The organism is Curtobacterium sp. MCPF17_047 (assembly GCF_003234045.1).
Taxonomy (GTDB): domain Bacteria; phylum Actinomycetota; class Actinomycetes; order Actinomycetales; family Microbacteriaceae; genus Curtobacterium.
In genome coordinates this window covers 22,237-35,784 of the sequence record NZ_QKSF01000016.1, presented here as the reverse complement: position 1 = coordinate 35,784, position 13,548 = coordinate 22,237, and the positions used below count along the sequence as shown (strand labels likewise).

Annotated in this window: 15 protein-coding genes and 1 tRNA gene; 12 read left to right on the top strand and 4 right to left on the bottom strand. The window is 71.1% G+C overall.

The window, feature by feature from the left end:
• Positions 1-159 precede the first annotated feature (159 nt).
• The gene (locus DEJ33_RS14680) at positions 160-1,638 is read right to left on the bottom strand and encodes a glycosyltransferase family 87 protein (protein WP_111195375.1); all 1,479 of its coding nucleotides are present in this window, start codon (positions 1,636-1,638) and stop codon (positions 160-162) included.
• Between the two features lie 21 nt (positions 1,639-1,659).
• Between DEJ33_RS14680 and DEJ33_RS14675 the strand changes: the two genes are divergently transcribed.
• From DEJ33_RS14675 to pheA, 4 genes are read left to right on the top strand one after another with little or no spacing between them, the layout of a single operon-like run.
• Positions 1,660-3,048 (top strand): molybdopterin-dependent oxidoreductase, encoded by a 1,389-nt coding sequence (locus DEJ33_RS14675; protein WP_181437319.1) that lies wholly within the window; start codon positions 1,660-1,662, stop codon positions 3,046-3,048.
• On the top strand, positions 3,045-3,530 hold the full coding sequence (locus DEJ33_RS14670) for a hypothetical protein (RefSeq protein ID WP_111079142.1): 486 nt from the start codon (positions 3,045-3,047) through the stop codon (positions 3,528-3,530). Before DEJ33_RS14675 ends, DEJ33_RS14670 begins: the two co-directional genes overlap by 4 nt.
• A gap of 9 nt (positions 3,531-3,539) precedes the next feature.
• Positions 3,540-4,598 carry a bifunctional helix-turn-helix transcriptional regulator/GNAT family N-acetyltransferase gene (locus DEJ33_RS17720; protein WP_309147122.1) on the top strand — a complete coding sequence of 353 codons (1,059 nt, stop codon included), beginning with the start codon at positions 3,540-3,542 and terminating at the stop codon, positions 4,596-4,598.
• Between the two features lie 20 nt (positions 4,599-4,618).
• On the top strand, positions 4,619-5,578 hold the full coding sequence (pheA, locus tag DEJ33_RS14655) for a prephenate dehydratase (protein WP_111079143.1): 960 nt from the start codon (positions 4,619-4,621) through the stop codon (positions 5,576-5,578).
• Between the two features lie 45 nt (positions 5,579-5,623).
• Here the strand turns inward: pheA and DEJ33_RS14650 are convergent, their stop codons facing one another.
• Positions 5,624-6,691, bottom strand: a complete 1,068-nt coding sequence (locus DEJ33_RS14650; RefSeq protein ID WP_111079144.1) for a diacylglycerol kinase family protein — start codon at positions 6,689-6,691, stop codon at positions 5,624-5,626.
• A 139-nt stretch (positions 6,692-6,830) separates the two neighbouring features.
• On the opposite strand from DEJ33_RS14650, the gene serS reads away from it, so the two are divergent.
• From serS to DEJ33_RS14615, 7 genes are all read left to right on the top strand, one after another.
• The gene (gene serS / locus DEJ33_RS14645; RefSeq protein WP_111079145.1) at positions 6,831-8,102 is read left to right on the top strand and encodes a serine--tRNA ligase; all 1,272 of its coding nucleotides are present in this window, start codon (positions 6,831-6,833) and stop codon (positions 8,100-8,102) included.
• On the top strand, positions 8,099-8,974 hold the full coding sequence (locus tag DEJ33_RS14640) for an HAD family hydrolase (RefSeq protein WP_111079146.1): 876 nt from the start codon (positions 8,099-8,101) through the stop codon (positions 8,972-8,974). Before serS ends, DEJ33_RS14640 begins: the two co-directional genes overlap by 4 nt.
• Before the next feature lie 73 nt (positions 8,975-9,047).
• Positions 9,048-9,132: transfer RNA gene (locus tag DEJ33_RS14635), tRNA-Ser, on the top strand.
• 76 nt (positions 9,133-9,208) lie between these two features.
• Positions 9,209-9,703, top strand: a complete 495-nt coding sequence (locus tag DEJ33_RS14630) for a helix-turn-helix domain-containing protein (protein ID WP_181432779.1) — start codon at positions 9,209-9,211, stop codon at positions 9,701-9,703.
• Positions 9,704-9,706: 3 nt separating this feature from the next.
• Positions 9,707-10,255, top strand: a complete 549-nt coding sequence (locus tag DEJ33_RS14625) for a PIN domain-containing protein (protein WP_111079148.1) — start codon at positions 9,707-9,709, stop codon at positions 10,253-10,255.
• A gap of 77 nt (positions 10,256-10,332) precedes the next feature.
• On the top strand, positions 10,333-11,100 hold the full coding sequence (locus tag DEJ33_RS14620) for an SDR family oxidoreductase (RefSeq protein WP_111079149.1): 768 nt from the start codon (positions 10,333-10,335) through the stop codon (positions 11,098-11,100).
• The gene (locus DEJ33_RS14615; RefSeq protein ID WP_258374515.1) at positions 11,097-11,942 is read left to right on the top strand and encodes a helix-turn-helix transcriptional regulator; all 846 of its coding nucleotides are present in this window, start codon (positions 11,097-11,099) and stop codon (positions 11,940-11,942) included. The genes DEJ33_RS14620 and DEJ33_RS14615 overlap by 4 nt, the downstream gene beginning before the upstream one ends.
• 59 nt (positions 11,943-12,001) lie before the next feature.
• On the opposite strand, the gene DEJ33_RS14610 is transcribed toward DEJ33_RS14615, so the two are convergent.
• Both DEJ33_RS14610 and DEJ33_RS14605 read right to left on the bottom strand, forming a co-directional pair.
• Positions 12,002-12,373, bottom strand: a complete 372-nt coding sequence (locus tag DEJ33_RS14610; RefSeq protein ID WP_110904640.1) for a GNAT family N-acetyltransferase — start codon at positions 12,371-12,373, stop codon at positions 12,002-12,004.
• Between the two features lie 130 nt (positions 12,374-12,503).
• Complete coding sequence (locus tag DEJ33_RS14605) at positions 12,504-12,689, bottom strand: hypothetical protein (RefSeq protein ID WP_111079151.1); 186 nt, start codon at positions 12,687-12,689, stop codon at positions 12,504-12,506.
• 182 nt (positions 12,690-12,871) lie between these two features.
• Between DEJ33_RS14605 and DEJ33_RS14600 the strand changes: the two genes are divergently transcribed.
• A complete protein-coding gene (locus DEJ33_RS14600) occupies positions 12,872-13,507 on the top strand; it encodes a ScbR family autoregulator-binding transcription factor (RefSeq protein WP_110904638.1) in 636 nt (211 codons plus the stop codon).
• Positions 13,508-13,548: the final 41 nt, after the last annotated feature.

Below are 13,548 nucleotides of genomic sequence, written 5' to 3'. Positions count from 1 at the left end.
CGACAGGGCAGGCGTCCACGTCGGCCGGGCGCCGGGGCCTCGGGGTGGACTCGACGCATCAGGTCCGACGAGGGGAGGAGCTGCCCGGCCGACGTGGACGCCTGCCCTGTCGAGGGCGGCATCTGGCCCGTCGAGGGCAGCATCTGGGCCGGCATCGCCTCAGGATACGGTGCGCTCGCTCCGATCCGGGTGGACCCCGTCGTGCAGTGCCCGTTCCCGGCCGAGCAGCCGGTCGCGCCAGCGCCGCCAGTCCTCGCGGCGGGTCCGGGCCAGGGTGACGACGAGCACGACGGCGATCGCCGCGAGCAACCACCACCGGTAGGCGACGACCGAGGGCCACACCCCGCGCAGGGCGATCGCGAGCGTCAGGGACAGCCACTCCCACCGGCCGGACAGCACCACGAAGGGGATGAGCAGCAGCGCGTACCAGGGGTAGCGGGGCGTCACGGCGAGGAAGGTCACGCCGATCATGAAGACCTGACCGGACCAGGGGTTCGCCGGGTCGGACAGCCGCCAGGCCAGCACCGCGGCGACGAGCACGACCAGTCCGACGCCGATGGTCGCGGCGTCCCCGGGCAGGACCTTCGCGACCAGGGCGAACCGGGAGCCGTCCTCGTAGCCCTCCTCCGACAGGTAGCCCGGCAGGTAGCCGAGCACCTTCGGGCCGGTCGTCAGCACGTACGGCACGTAGAGCAGCCCGAACACGACGACGCCGACCGGGATCGCCCACCAGCTGCGCCACCGACCGAGCAGCGCCGGGTAGACGATCGCCGGGATGAGCTTGGTCGCGGTCGCGGCACCGAGCGCGATGCCGCCCCAGATCGGTCGACCGAACGCCACCAGCACGGCGCCCGCGGTGGCCAGGGCCGCGCCGACGACGTCGACGTGCGAGTTGGTGACGGCCTCGGCGGCGACGAGCGGCGACCAGGCCCAGAGCGCGGCCCACCAGGTCGCACGGCCGAGTCGGCGGAGGACGACGAGCAGGCCGACGGTGACGCCGAGCGAGACGACGAGCCCGGCGAACTGGAACGGCAGGTACTGCGCGGTGGCGGGCACGAACGCGCGGACGAGCGCGAACCACAGCTCGGCCATCGGGGGGTAGATCGTGGGGACGTCCGGCCGGTTGATCGCCGTGCAGTGCCCGAGTCGTCCGTCGCCGAGACCGCGGAACCGGGGCTTGACGTCATCGCACGTGCCGTTCACCTTGTCCGGGAACAACCAGTCCGGGCGGAGGTGCTGCAGCACGTCCGACTGCGGCGTGTGCCGGTACGGGGAGATGCCCGCGTGCTGCACGATCCCGTCCCAGGCGTAACGTGCGGAGTCGGTGCTGGTGTTCGGCGGTCCGATCAGGGCCGCGATCCCGACGACCACCGCACCACCGAGGACGATCCGCGTCACCAGGTGCGGGGGCACGAACCTGAGCGCCAGCACGGCGCCTGCGAAGACCGTCCAAGCGATGAGGGTCCACGCAACGAATGGAGAGCGATGACCCTCCCGGAGGAACCCCAGATGCGTGACACCCACCGCGATGACGATGCCGAGCACCAGCACGCCGACGACGGCCAGCGCGGTCGGGACGAGCGCACGCTGGGCGAACGCCCGGTGATCGAGACGGGCCGGACGGAGTCGTTCGCTCATGGTCCGACGAGGCTAGCGGGGGTGCAGCGCCTCATGCTCCACGCCCGGGACGCCATGGCGTCACCGAACCGCACCGCACGCAGCGCCGTCGTCACGGGTCGTCTGCTCGGCATCGCGTTCGTGGTCTGCTTCCTCACCGGCGTCTACAGCCACCTGCTGCAGGAGCCGCTGGGGTGGATGCGCTTCCCGACCCGGCCCGTGCAGCTGTACCAGTTCACACAGGGCCTGCACATCACCGCGGGGATCGCGATCATCCCGCTGCTCCTCGCCAAGCTCAACGTCGTCATGCCGGCGCTCGTCCAGACCCCGCCGGTCCGGAGCGTCCTGCACCTGCTCGAGCGTGCGTCGATCGCGGTGTTCGTCGCGTCGGCGCTCGTCCAGGTCGCCACCGGCCTGCTCAACACCTTCCAGTGGTACCCGTGGCCGTTCCCGTTCCGGCAGGTGCACAACGCCCTGGCCTACGTCCTCATCGGGTCGCTGCTCATCCACATCGGCACGAAGCTGCAGGTGATCACGCGCTACTGGCGGAAGCGCGACTCCTTCGACGCGCAGGGCCGCTTCGTCGCCGACGCCATGGTGGGCAGCGAGCTCCCCGACCCGGGCAGCCGGTACGACCCGGACGACCCCGCCGGCCTGGAGGCCCGTTCCGGCGCAGCCTCGTCGTCCCGCGGGTTCGTGGGTCGCCTCCACCGCTGGATCGACGGGGCGGACGTGCCCCGGGCCTCCCGTCCGGGCGTGACCGCCGAGGCCGCTGCACCCCGGCCGGCCCCCGATCCCGCCGGTGCCGCGGCGCGCGACGACGGGCGTCGGCAGCGCGTCGCGCGTCGCGGGTTCATCGCCGGCGTGACCGCGGCCACCGCGGGCGTCGTCGCCCTGACGGTCGGGCAGTCCTCGGTCGTCGGGGAGCCCCTCAACGTCTTCGCTCCTCGCAAGCGGCACCTCGGCCAGAGCGGGCTCCCGGTGAACCGGACGGCTCGCGCGGCGGGCGTCCTGGCCACCGCGACGGCCGCCGACTGGGCGCTCACCGTCGCCGGGCCCTCGGTCAGCCGCACGTTCTCACGTGCCGAGCTCACCGCCCTCGGCCAGACCGAGGCGCGCCTGCCGATCTCCTGCGTCGAGGGCTGGAGCCAGATGGCGACGTGGAAGGGAGTCCGGATGCGCGACCTCCTCGCTGCGGTGCAGGCCGACCCGCACGTGCACGTCCGGGTGACGAGCCTGGAGCGGCACGGCGGCTACCGGATCATGGAGATGGGACCGGAGTACGCGGCCGACCCGACGACCCTGATCGCCCTCGAGCTCAACGGCGAGAAGCTCGACCTGGAACACGGGTTCCCCGCCCGGATCATCGCGCCCGGCCGCCCGGGTGTGCTGCAGACGAAGTGGATCGAACGGATCGAGGTCATCGCATGAGCGCCGCAGTCGTCGACAGCCGGGTCCGCACGGCCCGGATCGTGCTCGTCGTCCTGGGTGTGCTCGTCCTGGCGTTCGGAGCCTGGGTCCTCGTGACCTCCGTCCGGCCGAACCGCATCGGCGGGCTCGCGACCTGGCTGATCGCCGCCGTCGTGCTGCACGACGCGATCCTGTCGCCGTTCGTCCTGGCGGTCGGCATGGGACTCCGCCGGGCCGGCCGCTCGCTGCGCACGTGGGTGCTCGTCGTCGTGCAGGCCGCCGTCGTCCTGGGGAGCGTCCTGGCCCTGGTGGTCCTGCCGGAGATCGCAGCGAAGGCCCACGGCACGAAGAACGACACCGTGTTGCCCTTCGACTACACGACCCGGCTGCTCGTGGTCGAGGGCGCGCTGGTCGCCGTCGTGGTGGTCGCCCTGGTGGTCGGAGTGGTCACGGCTCGGCGTCGGTCCGCCCGACCCGCGGTTGCAGCGACAACCTCTCCCTAGGATGAGGGCATGACCGACGACACCCCCTGGCTCTCCCGCGAGCAGTTGCGGGCGTGGATGGGGTTCGTCGCCGTCATGGAGCTGCTGCCGGCGGCGCTCGACCACCAGCTGCAGCGAGACGCCGACCTGACCCTGTTCGACTACATGGTCATCGCGATGCTCTCCGAGACCGACTGCCGCACGCTCCGGATGTCCGTGCTCGCCTCCGCCACCAACGCGTCGCTGCCCCGCCTGTCGCACGTCGTGTCCCGGCTGGAGAAGCGCGGGCTGGTCGCACGCTGCCCGTCCACCGAGGACCGCCGGGCGACGGACGTCCGGCTCACCGACGCCGGCTTCGAGCACATCGTGGCCGCCGCTCCCGGCCACGTGCGCACCGCCCGCCGTCTGGTCATCGACGCGCTGTCCGACGAGCAGGTCGCCGAACTCGATGACATCTCCCGCGTGCTCCTCAGCCGCGTCGACCCCGACGGGCGGTTCGCCGCGGTGGCCAACATCCCGGCGGACGAGCCGTCCATCTGCGAGGCCCGGTTGACCGGCACCGCCGACGACTCCTTCCCGGACGTCGTGGACGGCATCGCCTACCGGCCGGCGACCCGCGACGACCTGCCCCTGCTGCGCCGGGCGAGCCTCGACGCGATGAACTGGTCGGCCGAGCGCTTCACCGACGCCGACCTCGACCGGCCCGAGTTCGCCCACTACTCCGCCGCCTTCGACCCGGAGCGGAGCAGCGACGACCGGTCTGCTGACCTGGGCGTCGTGGCCTCCGACGGCGACGGGCCGCTCGGCGTCGTCTGGGCCGTGCACCTGCCCGCGAGCGACCCGGGCTACGGCTTCGTCGCCGAGGACGTCCCGGAGCTCACCCTGGCCGTCGACGCCCGCGCCCGCGGTCGTGGTGTCGGGTCCGCACTCCTCGCCCGGATCGTCGCCGCCGGACGGAGCGCGGGGTGGCCGGGCATCAGCCTGAGCGTCGAGGACGGCAACACCGGTGCCCGCATCCTCTACGAGCGGGTGGGCTTCCGCACCGTCGGCCGGAACGGCGACTCCGACACCATGCAGCTCACCTTCTGACCGCCGCTAGGCTCGCCGGTATGAGCCATGCCGCCGACCGCCCCTCCGAGACCTACAGCTACCTCGGACCGGCCGGCACCTTCACCGAAGCGGCGCTCAAGCTCGTCGAGGCCGCCGCAGGCAAGCCCTGGCGCAGCGTCAACAACGTCGGCGAAGCGCTGGACGACGTCGTCACCGGCCGTTCCGTCGGCGCCGTCATCGCCATCGAGAACAGCGTCGACGGCGGGGTCAGTGCAACCCAGGACGCCCTCGCCCGGATCCCCGGCGTGCGGATCGTGGGGGAGTACCTGGTGCCCGTCGACTTCGTCCTCGTGGCCCGGCACGGCACCGCACTCGCCGACGTCCGCACGGTGAACGCCCATCCCGTCGCGTACGCGCAGACGCACCGCTGGCTCGAGGCCAACGTCCGCGGACACGGGCACATCCCGGCCTCGTCGAACGTCGCCGCAGCGGCCGAACTGCTCGAGGAGCACTCGGTCGCGGACGCCGCCGTCGCCCCGCCCGGCATCACCGACCACTACGACCTGGCGGTGCTCGCGGACTCCATCGGCGAGAACGCCAGCGCCGTCACCCGGTTCGTGCTCGTGTCGAAGACGCTCGCGCTGCCGGAACGTACCGGCTCGGACAAGACGAGCGTCGTCGTCGAACTGCCGAACGAGCACCCCGGCGCCCTGGTCGACATGCTCGAGCAGTTCGCCACCCGGGGCATCAACATGGGGCTGCTGTCCTCGCGGCCGATCGGTGACGAACTCGGGCGGTACCGGTTCGTCATCGACCTCGACGGACACGTGCGCGACGAACGGGTCGCGGACGCGCTGTTGGGCCTGCGGCGCTTCAGCCCGCGCGTCACGTTCCTCGGGTCGTACCCGCGCGCGGACGGCGCGCGCTCCGAGGTCTCGCCCCGGTACTCCGACCAGGCGTTCGTCGAGGCCCGTGACTGGCTGCGCGCGATCGTTCGCGGCGAGCCGGACGCGGGCTGAGCCTCCCGTCCGCCACCGCCGCAGGGCACGACGGCCGGCACGCCGTCAGCGCCGGCGGGTCGCTCGCGTCTGGTCCTCCGGACCGGCCACCCGGACGGTCAAGCCGCCGGCGTCGATCTTCGCGCGGAACGCCACGACCTCGCCCACCGGGTCGCCGTCGATCTCGAACTCGTCGGGGCGCTCCAGCCGCACGGTGAACTCCTCGCCACGCAGGTAGCGCAGCGGACGCTCATCCCGGGTCTTCGTCACGATGCGCTGTCCGATGTCGGTCTTGCCCAGTGCCGAACGGCGGAAGCGGCGCAGGATCGCGTTCTCCCAGAACACCCGGGCACCGATCCGGACCCAGCCGAAGAACCCGTGCGGCCGCATCACGACGACGTCGAAGAAGCCGTCGTCGATCTCGGCGTCCGGCAGCAGGGTCGCGCCGGCCTGCAGCATCCCGCAGTTGCCGACGATGAGCGAGTGTGCCCGGACCGAGCGGGTGCCCTGGCCGTCCAGGCGGTACCGGAACTCGAAGGCGTCGGCGTCGCGCAGCGACCGCACCAGGGAGTCGACGTACGCCAGCCAGCCGACCTTCTTCTTGAGGTCGTCGTTCGTGTTCGCGAGCATCCGGGCGTCGAGCCCGAGTCCGGCCATCACGAGGAAGCCGAACTCCTCGCGCGAGCCGTCCTGACGCTCGACCCCGACCGTGCCGAAGTCGATCGCGCGGTCCTCGCCGTGGAAGATGGTGTGTGCGCTCGCGCCCAGGTCGTCGATCGGCGCCGGGATGTTGCGGGCGAGCAGGTTCCCGGTGCCGCTCGGCAGCAGTGCGAGGGCCGCGTCGGAACCGTGCACGACCTCGGCGACCGCACGGACCGTGCCGTCTCCACCGGCTGCGGCGATCACGTCGGCCCCGGCCTCGAGCGCTTCGCGGGTCATGCCGCCGCCCGGGTCCTCCTCGCTCGTGGCGTACCACTTCGTCTCCGCCCAGCCGGCTTCACGCTGGTACCGACCGACGGTGCGCTGCAGCGAGGGCAGGTCGACCTTGATCGGGTTGTAGATCACGGCGGCGGTGCGCTGCTCAGTGGCGGGGGCGTCCTCCGGCAGAGAGGTGGTGTCCGAGGGCGTCGACATGCCCTCAACGCTACCGGGCACCGCCTGCGCGGTCCGGATGGCGACCAGGGGACGGACGGGAGGAGCGGGTCGGCAGCATCGCGGGCCTCCCGTCCGCAGGTTCACCGGGTGGTCATCCGTGGCTCGCTAAGCTGGGTCGGTGATCGACCCACAGCTGTTGCGCGACGAACCGGACCTCATCAAGGCCTCGCAGGCTGCGCGCGGCGCCTCCGTCGACGTCGTCGACCAGGCCGTCGCCGCGGACTCCGCCCGACGTGCCGCCATCACCGCGTTCGAGGCGCTCCGCGCCGAGCAGAACGCGTTCGGCAAGACCGTCGCGAGGGCACCGAAGGACGAGAAGACCGCGCTCGTGCAGCAGGCCCAGGCGCTCGCTGCGAAGGTGAAGGAGGCGCAGGCCACCGTCACCGCTGCCGAGGACACCTTCAACACCGTCGTCCGCTCGATCCCCAACGTCGTGATGCCCGACGTGCCCGCCGGGGGCGAGGACGACTTCGTCACCCTCCGCACCGTCGGCACGAAGCCCGAGTTCGCGTTCGAGCCGAAGGACCACGCCGACCTCGGTGAGTCCCTTGGCATCATCGACATCGCCCGCGGTGTCAAGGTGTCCGGCTCGCGGTTCTACTTCCTCAAGGGCATGGGCGCCCGACTCGAGATCGCCCTGATGTCGCTCGGCCTCGACCGTGCCGTCGCGCACGGGTTCGAGCCGCTCATCACGCCGACGCTCGTGCGTCCCGAGACGATGGCCGGCACCGGCTTCCTCGGCGAGCACTCCGCCGAGGTCTACCGTCTCGAAGCCGACGACCTGTACCTGACCGGCACCAGCGAGGTCGCCCTCGCCGGGTACCACGCCGACGAGATCCTGCAGTTCCCGTCCGAGGACGACCAGGCCCTCCGGTACGCCGGTTGGTCCACCTGCTACCGGCGTGAGGCCGGTTCGGCGGGCAAGGACAACCGCGGCATCCTCCGTGTGCACCAGTTCAACAAGCTCGAGATGTTCGCGTACGTCCACCCCGACCAGGCCGACGCCGAGCACCAGCGGCTGATGTCCTACCAGGAGTCGATGCTGCAGGATCTCGGGCTGCACTACCGCGTCATCGAGACCGCCGCCGGGGACCTCGGCACGAGTGCCGCGCGCAAGTACGACCTCGAAGCGTGGGTCCCGACGCAGGGCACCTACCGCGAGCTCACCTCGACGTCGAACTGCACCACGTTCCAGGCCCGTCGCCTCGACATCCGCTACCGGACGTCGACGGGCAAGACCGCGCCGGTCGCGACGTTGAACGGCACCCTCGCCACCACCCGCTGGCTCGTCGCGATCCTCGAGACCCACCAGCAGGAGGACGGCTCGGTCGTCATCCCCGAGGTGCTCCGCCCGTACCTCGGCGGCATCGAGGTGATCGAGCCCCGATGAGCTCCTCACGCGGATTCGTGGACGGTTCCGACGCTGCCGCCGCAGCCCCGGGTGGGACCGCTTCGCCCGCACGGGTCAAGCGGTGGCTCGTCGCGCTGGACATCGACGGCACGATCATGCGCGAGGACGGGGTCGTCACCGACACCGTCATCCGGGCCGTGCGCGACGCCGAAGCCGCCGGACACGAGGTCATGCTCTCCACCGGCCGCAGCGAGGGCATGACCGTCCCGCTGCTCGAACGGCTCGGCATCCAGCCGAAGTACCTGGTCTGCGCCAACGGTGCACTGACCCTCGAACGCACGGACACCGGCGCCTACGAGCGGGTGCACGTCGAGACCTTCGACCCCACCGAAGTCCTGCAGACGATCCGCGGTGCGCTGCAGAACGGTGCCTACGGTGTCGAGGACGAGACTGGGCACTACCTGCTCTCCGGCGACTTCCCCGACGACACGATGACGGCGTCGGGCGACCACGTCGAGTTCGAGCGGCTGCTGGGCGTCCGTGCCACCCGCGTGGTCGTGATCTCCCCGGAGCACGGGCTCGAGGAGTTCCTGGACATCGTCGACAAGATGGGCCTGCACAAGGTCTCGTACACGGTCGGCTGGACTGCCTGGCTCGACATCGCGCCCGAGGGCGTCACGAAGGCGACCGCCATGGAGCGCATCCGTGAGTGGCTCGACATCCCGCGCTCGCGGGTCTTCGCGGCCGGCGACGGACGCAACGACATCGACATGCTGCGGTGGGCCTCCACCTCGGGTCGCGGGGTCGTCATGGGGCAGGCCCCGGACGACGTCGTCGACGCGGGCAACGAACTCACCGGCGGCGTCACGGACGACGGGCTCGCGGCGGCGCTCGACACGTTGCCGCGCTGACGGCTGCACTCCGGCCAGGAGGCTCGGTAGACTGCACGCGGCCCGGTCACGTCTCGCCACGTGGTCGGGTCACGGAGGGTTGTCCGAGTGGCCGATGGAGCCTGTCTTGAAAACAGGTGGGCAGAGATGTCTCGTGGGTTCGAATCCCACACCCTCCGCAGATCGAACAGGCAGTCCCGCTCGTTCGAAGGGGCGCTGACACTTCTTTCGGATTTTGCGGTTACGATCCCCGGTATGGCGATCTCGACCCCACACCGACCCCGCAACGCCACAGCCCGGACCTACGTGCCGGCGGATGCCGCTCGTGACGGACTCGTCGACTTCGCACGACAACTCCACGAGAGCTTCGGCACGTCCCGACATGCGGGTGCCGCGCTCCGCGCACCGGACGGCTCGGAGCGGCCGATCCCCGCTGAGATCTTCGAGGTCCTCGAACAGGTCGCCGACGCCCTCGCCAGTGGCAGCGGGGTCACGGTCGCGCCGAACGACATGCAGATGACGACACAGCAAGCTGCTGACTTCCTCGGCGTCTCCCGCCCGACGTTGATCAAGTACCTGGAAGAGGGCACCATCCCGTTCGGCAAGCGCGGTCGTCACCGCCGCGTCCTGCTCCGCGACGTCGTGGCGTTCCAGGAAGCATTCCGCATCGACCGCAAGGCCGCGCTGCGGGAGATGGCGCGGAACAGTCAGTCGCTGGAACGGCAGCAGGCGGAAGCCACCGGTGACTGAACGATGGCGTTCCCGGCCTTCTTCGATGCCTGCACGCTGTTCGGCATCCGTCTGACCGACCTCCTCCTCCGACTTGCTGACGAGGGCGCGTTCCGAGCGCTGTGGTCCGACGAGGTCCTCGAAGAGTTCCGCCGGAACGTCATCCGCTCCGGCGTCGACCCGGCCGCGGTCGACCATCGCATCACCGCGATGCAGCAGTACTTCCCCGACGCCCTCGTCACGGGCTACGAGCCGCTGACCGCGACGATGACGTGCGACGCGAAGGACCGCCATGTCCTCGCGGCGGCCATCCGTTCGAAGGCGGACGTCCTCGTGACCTTCAACGTCAAGGACTTCCCCGACCACTCACTCGATTCGTTCGACGTCGAGGTGGTGCACCCGGACGACTTCCTGCTCGACCAACTCGACCTGTTCCCCGGGCTCGTCACACAGGTGCTCCGCGAACTCGCCGAAGACTACGTGGACCCGCCCGTGTCGATGAACGACGTCCTCGAGACGCTCCGGAGGGCTGGCGTTCCGCGCTTCGTCGAGGACGTCCGGCGCTACCTCTGAAGACGGTCGGCCGCGAGCGATCGGGGGTCCTCACAGGGCCCCGGGAGCGGGCGCTCCGTCGACCTAGCGTCGAGGGCATGGACATCACCACACGCTCCGTCGCCGTCATCGGCGGCACCTCCGGCATCGGACTCGAACTCGCACGGCGCTTCCGTGACGCCGGCAGCCACGTCGTCGTCGGCGGACGCCGCACCGAGGTACTCGACCAGCTCGTCGCCGAGGGTTTCGGCACGGTCTCGATCGACGTCACCGACGACCAATCCGTCATGACCGCACGCGACACCGTGCTCGACCTGCTGCCCGACCTGGACACCGTCGTGACCATGTCGGGCATCGGCGTCCCCGAGGACCTCCGGGACCCGGCACACTTCGCCGACGCCGCCCGCATGGTCGACGTCAACGTGCTCGGGACGATCCGGGTCATCGACGCGTTCACCCCGCACCTGCTCCGGCAGGGCAGCGGCACGATCGTCACCGTGAGTTCGGGCATCGGGTTCCTGCCGTTCCCACTGATGGCGTCGTACGCCGCCACCAAGGCCGCGGTGCACGCCTACAGCGAGGCACTCCGTGCGCAGCTCGCCGGGACGGGCATCGACGTCGCCGAACTCGTGCCGCCGGCGGTGAACACGACGATGGGCACCAGCAACCCGAACGCACTGGACCTCGGCGACTTCGGTGCCGAGGTGATGGCGCTCCTGGCACAGGACACCACCCCGCACGAGGTCTTGGTGCAGGGTGTCCTCATGCACCGGTGGGCGGAACGTGACGGCACCTACGACGAGCTGGTCGCCCAGCGCTCCCACGCGCTCGCGACGTTGCCCGGCCGTTCGGGGACGCCCGCGTGACGCTCGACGGGGACCCGACCGCGGTGCCGACGAACCCCCTCGGCGCCTACCTGCAGGCGCGCCGTGGGCTCGTGACGCCGGAGCAGGTCGGGCTCCCCGCCGGCGGGGTCCGGCGTGTGCCGGGTCTCCGCCGCGAGGAGGTCGCGATGCTCGCCGGCGTGAGCACCGACTACTACCTCCGATTGGAGCGGGGCCGGGACACCCGTCCGTCACCGCAGGTCCTCGACGCGCTCGCCAGGGTGCTGCAACTGGACGACGTCGAGCGTCTCCATCTCCAGCACCTCGCCGAACCCGCACGACGCAGCCGTCCCCGGCGCACGGCCGAGCGGGTCCCGGCCCGCCTGCACGCCCTGCTGGCGGCGCTCGAGATCCCGGCCTTCATCGAGGGGCGCGCGTTCGACGTCCTCGCGGCGAACGACCTGGCCACCGCGTTCTCACCCCGGCTCCGGGTCGGCGAGAACCGTCTGCGCTCGCTGCTGCTCGACCCGGAGGAGCGGGTGTTCCACCGCGACTGGGAGCGTGCGGTCGCGAGCTTCGTCGGCGCCTTCCGGCACTCGGTCGCGGACGACGTCCGGGACCAGCGGGTCGTCGAACTCGTGGGCGAGCTGTCACTGTCGAGCGGCCGCTTCCGGCAGCTCTGGGCGCGGCAGGACGTCCGGGTGCTCGAAGGCGGGTCGATGACGGTCGACCACCCGGTCGTGGGGGAGCTGCACCTGCACCGCGACAAGCTGCCGGTCGACGGGCTGCTCCTGGTGCTCTACTACGCCGACCCGGGCAGTGCGAGCGCCGAGCGGCTGGACATGCTCGCGTCCCTCGCCCGCGAGACGTCGCCGCACCCCTGACACGGCCGTCGGCACCGGCGACGAACGGCAGCGGGTTCAATGCCAAGGCCGATCCTCGGTCAGAGGAGGTCGTGCACCCAGTACTCGAGGTTCGGTTCCTCGAAGTCGTTCTCGAGGTAGACGAATCCAGCGAGTTCGAACATCCGGCGGCTCGGCTCGTTCCGGTGATCCACCCGAGCGAACGCACCACAACCGATCCCGGCTTCATCGCGAACCGTACGGAGGACGTCGAGCGTCTGACGGAGCAGCACGATGCCGAGGCCGGCTCCACGGAAACGGACGTCACGCGCGATGCTCATGACCAGGAGCTGCTCGCCACCGTCGGTCCAGCTGACGCGGGACACTCCGGCGAGTGCGTCGCCGGAGAACGCGAGCAGCGCGTTCTCCTCCGGCGGCAGAGGCGGCCGCAGTCCACGGATCGAGGACTGCACGGCAAGCTCCCACGGCCGCGGGTGCACGTGGTCCCGACGCAGTCGATCCCAGCTGGCACGGGGAGGGTCAGCGCAGGTGAAACCCTGCAGAGCCGGGACGTGTTCTCCGCCGAGGCCGACCCAGGTCAGGTCATCCGGCTGCACGCGAGGCGAGCCAGCGGTTGATCACGTCCTTCTCGACGGCCTTCAACGACTTCCGCGCGACCGTCGCGTGGTACTCGGCCACGAGAGCGGCGCGTTCGTCGTCGGTCAGGCCGTCGCTGCCGACGTCGCGGCGCGACCGGCCCGGACGACTCATCGGCAGGCGGGGGAGCATGCGTCGATGGTAGTCCAGCACCACCAGCGACCGAAGAGCCTGTGGACAACTGCTCTGCTGTGTCGCCAGCGACACCACATCGGGGGCGTGAAGCCGCGCCTGGACCGCGGTACCGTTGTCGCCGGAGTGTACGGGTCGTTCTGTGCACGTCCAGCACGACGGAACTCGGGGGAAGCACGACCATGACCACGCCGACGTCGGTACCCGGTCGCGGACCGGACCGCCGAACCGCGATCCTGGAGGCCGCCGCCGTCGAGTTCGACCGCCAGGGCTTCGGTGCGGCGAGCATCTCCGGGATCGCCAAGTCCGCCGAGGTCAGCCAGGGCGCGATCCACTTCCACTTCCGCACGAAGCAGGCCATCGCCCTCGCCGTGATCGACGAGCAGAACGCCCGCACGTTCGCAGCCGTCACGTACGACGGACCGTCGCCGCTGGCCGGGCTGGTCGAGGCCTCCCGCGCGATCGCCGGCCTGCTGCTCGACGACCCGGTCGTCCGTGCCGGCATCCGGCTGTCGCTCGAGAACCGGGTGTTCTCCGGTTCGACGTCGTCCTTCTACGACCAGTGGATCGCGAGCGTCGTGGACGTCTTCCGCCTGGCGGTCGCCGCGGGCGAGGTCGGCCCGACGGTCACCCCGGAAGCGCTGGGTGCCACCGTCGTCCCGTGGTTCACCGGCGTGCAGCTCGTGTCCGACGTCCGAGCGGCACGCATCGACCTGCTGCCGGCCGTGGCGACGATGTGGCGCGTCCTCGCGCACGCCTGCGTGGTCCCGGCGCAGCGCGACCGGTTGCTGGCCGTCGTGGACCGCGCCTTCGCCTGACCGTCCGCGCGAGCGTGCTGCGGGTGGCATGACAGGAGGCC